This window comes from Kitasatospora sp. NPDC023120, from assembly GCF_055560835.1.
Genome location: NZ_JBVHHY010000074.1, coordinates 1 through 5,465, shown reverse-complemented (window position 1 = coordinate 5,465; position 5,465 = coordinate 1). Strand labels below are relative to the sequence as shown.

The following is a 5,465-nucleotide window of genomic DNA, read 5'->3' as shown; positions in this document are numbered from 1 at the left end:
CACGGAACGACACCTCGACACCGTCCGCGACCACCGCCACCGCATCCGGCGTACGTGCGACCTGCGCAGCGAACGACTCGTGAACCGGCGCGAACGCCACCGCCTCCACCGTGTCGTTCCACTCCACCAACACCTGCCGGCGCTCCTCCACGGTCAGCACATCGACACTGCTCAGCCGCAGCTCCGGGTCGCCGACCACCGCCTCCAACACCCGCACCCAGCGCTCCGCCATCAGCCCCACCGACTCCGGATCGAACAGATCCGCAGCCGCAGTCACCAGACCGCGCACACCGGCCGGACGGCCCTCGGCATCGAACACCTCACCGACCATCACGTCCAGATCGAACTTCACCGCCGCCCTGGTCATGGACAACCCACTGGTTCGGGTGCCGGAGAGGTCCGCCAGCGCGCTGCCGGCGTTCTGCAGCGTCAGAAGGACCTGGAACAGCGGGTGCCGCGCCAGCGAGCGTGACGGCGCCAGCTCCTCTACCAGCTTCTCGAACGGCACGTCCTGGTGCGCGAACGCCCCCAGGCTCGCCTCACGCGCCCGGGCCAGCACCTCGCGGAACGACGGGTCACCGGTCAGATCCGTGCGCACCACCAGCGTGTTGACGAAGAACCCGACCAGATCGTCAAGCGCCTCGTCGGTCCGGCCAGCCACCGCTGCGCCGATCGGGACGTCGGTCCCGGCGCCGAGGCGCGAGAACAGCACCGCCAGCGCGGCCTGCAGCAGCATGAACATGGTGACGCCCTCGACCCGCGCCAACTCCACTAGTCGGGCGTGAAGTTCAGCCGGGAGAGCCAGCGGGACGCTGTGCCCGCGGTGACTGGCCACCGCCGGCCGCGGACGGTCGAACGGCAGCGCCAACTCCTCCGGCACACCCGCCAACGCACCCCGCCAATAGGCAACCTGGCGCGACAGCAGGCTCTCCGGGTCATCCATCGAGCCCAGCAACCCGCGCTGCCACAGGCCGTAGTCCGCGTACTGCACCGGCAGCGGCGCCCACTCCGGCGCTCGCCCCTTCAGTCGCGCCGCGTATGCCGCGGCGATGTCCCGGGACATCGGACCCATAGACCAGCCGTCACTCGCAATGTGATGTGCCATCAGAACTAGAACGTGCTCGTCAGGCCCCACCGAGAAGAGCGATGCCCGGATCGGCACCTCCGCCGAAAGGTCGAAGACATGCTTCGCCGCCTCCGCGACCGCGTCGCGCAGCTCCTCCGGGGCCACCTCGACCAGCTGCAGCTCCCAGTCGAGCTCGTCCAGCTCAAGGATCCGCTGGTAGGGCTCGCCGTCGACCTCGGCCAGCACCGTGCGCAACACCTCGTGCCGGCCCAGCACGTCCCGCAGCGCCGCGTTCAACGCGCCCCCGTCCACCTCCCCCGACAGGCGCAGCGCGATCGGAACGTTGTAGGTGGCGCTCGGACCCTCCAACTTGCCAACTATCCAAAGCCGTTGCTGCGCGAAGGACAACGGCAGCCGCTCCGGACGCTCCCCGGCGACCAGCGCCACCCGGGCCCGACCCGCATCTGCCAGCCGGGCGGCCAGCGCGGCCACCGTCGGCCCCTCGAAGAGCGCGCGCAACGGCAGCTCCACCCCCAACAGCGCGCGCACCCGGCTGAGCAGCCGGATCGCCGACAGCGAATGCCCACCGAGCGCGAAGAAGTCCTCATCGACCCCGACCCGATCCCGGCCCAGCATCTGGGCGAACACCCCGCACAGGATCTCCTCCTGCGGGGTGGCCGGGTCTCGGTCGGCACCGATGGTGGCGTTGTCGACCGGCGCCGGCAAGGCGCTGCGATCCAGAGCCCCGTCGTCCGTCACCGGCAGCGCGTCCAGCACCACGACCGCCGACGGCACCATGTAAGCGGGCAGCCGCTCCCCGACAAGCTCGAGCACCGAGGCGACCAGCGTGCTTCCCGTCGCCTTGTTGCCCTCGGCGGGCACGACGTAGGCGACCAGCCTGCTCGCGCCTGCGACCGGGGTTGCCGCCACGTCACCCGGCGCGTCCTCCCACGCCACGACCGCCGCCTGCGCGACCTCCGGATGCGCCAGCAGCGCAGCCCGGACCTCACCGGGCTCGATCCGGAAGCCGTTGATCTTCAGCTGCTCGTCCAGCCTGCCGAGGTGCTCAAGCCTGCCGCCGGTGGTCCACCGCGCCAGATCCCCTGTGCTGAACAGGCGCTCACCGTTGCCGAACGGATTCGCGACGAACCGCCCAGCGGTCAGCGCCGCACGGCCCATGTAGCCGCGGGCCAGCTGGGGGCCAGTCATGTACAGCTCCCCTGCGACGCCGATCGGCACCGGTCGCAGTGCGCAATCCAGCACGTACACACGAGTGTTGGCAATCGGAGTGCCGATCGGCACCGGGCTGCCCGCAGACTCCGGCAGGCATCGCCAGGCGGTGACCCGGTCAGCTGCCTCGGTGAGCCCGTAGAGGTGGTGCAGTTCCGCGCCCGAAAGCTCTGCGAAGAACCGCGCCTGCACCTCCGCCGGCAAAGTCTCGCCGTCGGTCACCACCAGCCGCAGCTGGGTGCAGCTGGCCACCGCGGGCTCGCGCAGGAGCGCGTCGAGCGTCGCGGGGGCGAGGTGCGCCGTCGTCACCCGCTCGTCGCGCACCAGCTCCACCAGTTTCGCCACGTCCCGGTACCCGTCCGGTCGCGCCAGCACCAGCGCGGCGCCCTCCAGCAGCGGCCAGACGAACTCGAACGCCCACAGCTGCCCACCAAGCGGGGCCTTCTGCAGTACCCGGTCGCCCGCGTCGAGCCTGTGGTGAGCCCGCGTCCACGCCAGTCGGTTCACGATTCCCGCATGCGCACTCACCACGCCCGCTGGCGTGGCCGCGGGACCCGAGGTGTAGATCACCGTGGCCGGGTGCGCCGGCAGCAGCACGCCGGAGCGCTCGTCCCCGGCCAGCGGTCCGCCGTTCAACCCGGCAAGCTCCGCCACCACCGACGGGCCATCCAGCACCACCGGCTGCCAGTCCCCGGACACGGCCCCCGACAGCGCCACGACAGCCGCCGTCGACGTCACAACGCACCGCACGCCCGCTTCCTCGAGCACGAATCCGATCCGCTCGGCCGGGTCCGCCGGGTCCACGGGCAGCCAGGCGCCGCCCGCCTTCCACACCGCCAGCAGCGCCACCACCAGCTCGACGCCGTGCTCAATGCAGAGCGCGACGACCGACTCTGGCCCCATACCGCGACCGAGCAGCAAGCGTGCCAGCCGGTTCGCGCGCTCATCCAAATCGCGATAGGTCAGCTCGACACCCTCGGCGACCAGCGCCACCGCATCGGGAGTCCGCGCCGCCTGCGCCTCGAACAGCTCCGGCACCGTAGACCCCGGCACCTCGACTGTCGTGTCGTTCCACTCCACCAGCACCCGCTGCCGCTCATCCGCGGTCAGCACGTCCACGGTGCTCAGCCGCTGCTCCGGGTCGGCGGCCACCGCCGCCAGCACCTGCGCCCAGCGCTCGGCGATCCGCTCGACCGACTCCGGCTCGAACAGGTCGACCGCCGCGGTGACGGCCCAACGCAGCCCGGCTGGACGGCCCTCGAGGTCGAAGGCCTCCTCGACCGAGAGGTCCATGTCGAACTTCGACGGCGATTCCCGCACCGGCGACGCCGTCACAGGGGACTCGGCCGTCGGATCCGCCACCGTCCGCGCGTTGTTCTGCATGATGAGCAGCACTTGGTGCAGCGGGTTGCGGGCCAGGGAGCGGGCAGGGGCCAGCTCCTCCACCAGCTTCTCGAACGGCACGTCCTCGTTGGCGTAGGCCGCCAGTCCGGCCTCGCGCACTCGGGCGAGCACCTGCGCGAAGGTGGGGTCGCCGGACAGGTCGGTGCGGACAACCAGGGTGTTGACGAAGAAGCCGACCAGATCGTCCAGAGCCTCGTCGGTACGTCCGGCCACCGACACCCCAAGGGGGATGTCGGTGCCGGCGCCGAGACGGGAGAACAGCACCGCGAGCGCGGCCTGCAGCACCATGAACAGCGTCACGCCCTCGGCACGCGCCAACTCCAGGATCCGTGCGTGCAGTTCGCCGGAGACGCCGAACTCTGAGAGGTAGCCTCGGTGGCCGGCCACGGGCGGGCGGGGGTGGTCGAACGGCAGCGCGAGCTGCTCCGGGGCACCGGCCAGCGTTTCGCGCCAGTAGGCGACCTGGCGGGACAGCAGGCTCTCCGGGTCGTCCGCCTCTCCCAGCACCTCGCGCTGCCACAGCGCGTAGTCCGCGTACTGCACCGGCAGCGGCTTCCAGTCGGGCACCCGACCCTCCGAGCGCGCCGCAAAGGCGGCGGCGATGTCGCGGGTCAACGGCTTCATCGACCAGCCGTCCCAGGCGATGTGATGCATCGCCAGCATCAGCACCGATTCCTCGGGACCGGTCGAGATCAGCGTGGCCCGGAACGGCACCTCCGCCGACAGGTCGAACACATACCCGGCCGCCTTGGCCAGCGCGCCGTCCAGCTCCTCGGGGGCGGCCTCGACCAGCTGCAGCTCCCAGTCGAGCTCGTCCAGCTCCAGGATCCGCTGGTAGGGCTCGCCGTCGGCCTCGGCCAGCACCGTGCGCAGCGCCTCGTGCCGGCCCAGCACGTCGCGCAGCGCCGCGTTCAGCGCCACCCGGTCCACGTCACCGGGGAGCCGCAGCTTCGCCGAGCTGTTGTAGGTGTCACTCAGACCCTCCAACTTTCCGGCGATCCACAGCCGTTGCTGAGCGAAGGAGAGCGGCAGCCGCTCGGGGCGCTCGCCCGCGACCAGCGGCACCCGGGCCTGACCCGCATCGGCGAGCCGGGCCGCGAGACGTGCCACCGTCGGCGCCTCGAACAGCACCCGCAGCGGCAGCTCCGCGCCCAGCACCGCACGGATGCGGCTGATCAGACGGACGGCGAGCAGCGAGTGGCCGCCCAGGGCGAAGAAGTCGTCGTCGACTCCCACCTTCTCCAGTCCGAGGACCTGCTCGAACGCCGCGCACAGGAGCTCCTCCTGCGGGGTGGCCGGACCACGACCCGAACCCGCGACGGCCGCGTAGTCCGGGGCGGGCAGCGCGCGGCGGTCCAGCTTGCCGTTGATGGTCACCGGCAGCGCGTCCAACACCAGCAGTGCCGCCGGCACCATGTACTCCGGCAACCGCTGTGCGGCGAACTCACTTACCATATCCGGCAGTTCGGCGACATCCACGGTCTCGCCCGCAGCGACGACATACGCCACCAGGCGCAGATCGCCCGGCACGTCCTCACGCACGATGACGGCGGCATGGGCAACGGAGGGGTGCACGGCCAGGACAGCCTCGATCTCGCCGAGCTCGATGCGGAAGCCGCGGAGCTTCACCTGGTCGTCGGTGCGGCCCAGGTACTCCAGCGCACCGTCCACGTTCCAGCGGGCCAGGTCACCGGTGCGGTACATGCGACCGCCCGTGAACGGGTCCGCCACGAAGCGTTCGGCGGTCAGACCCGGACGGTCGAGG

At 71.3% G+C, this 5,465-nt stretch carries 1 protein-coding gene; it reads right to left on the bottom strand.

The annotated features are described in order from the left end of the window. On the bottom strand, positions 1–5,465 hold a 5,465-nt coding region (locus ACZ3TI_RS40470; RefSeq protein ID WP_465735528.1), incomplete at both ends, for an amino acid adenylation domain-containing protein.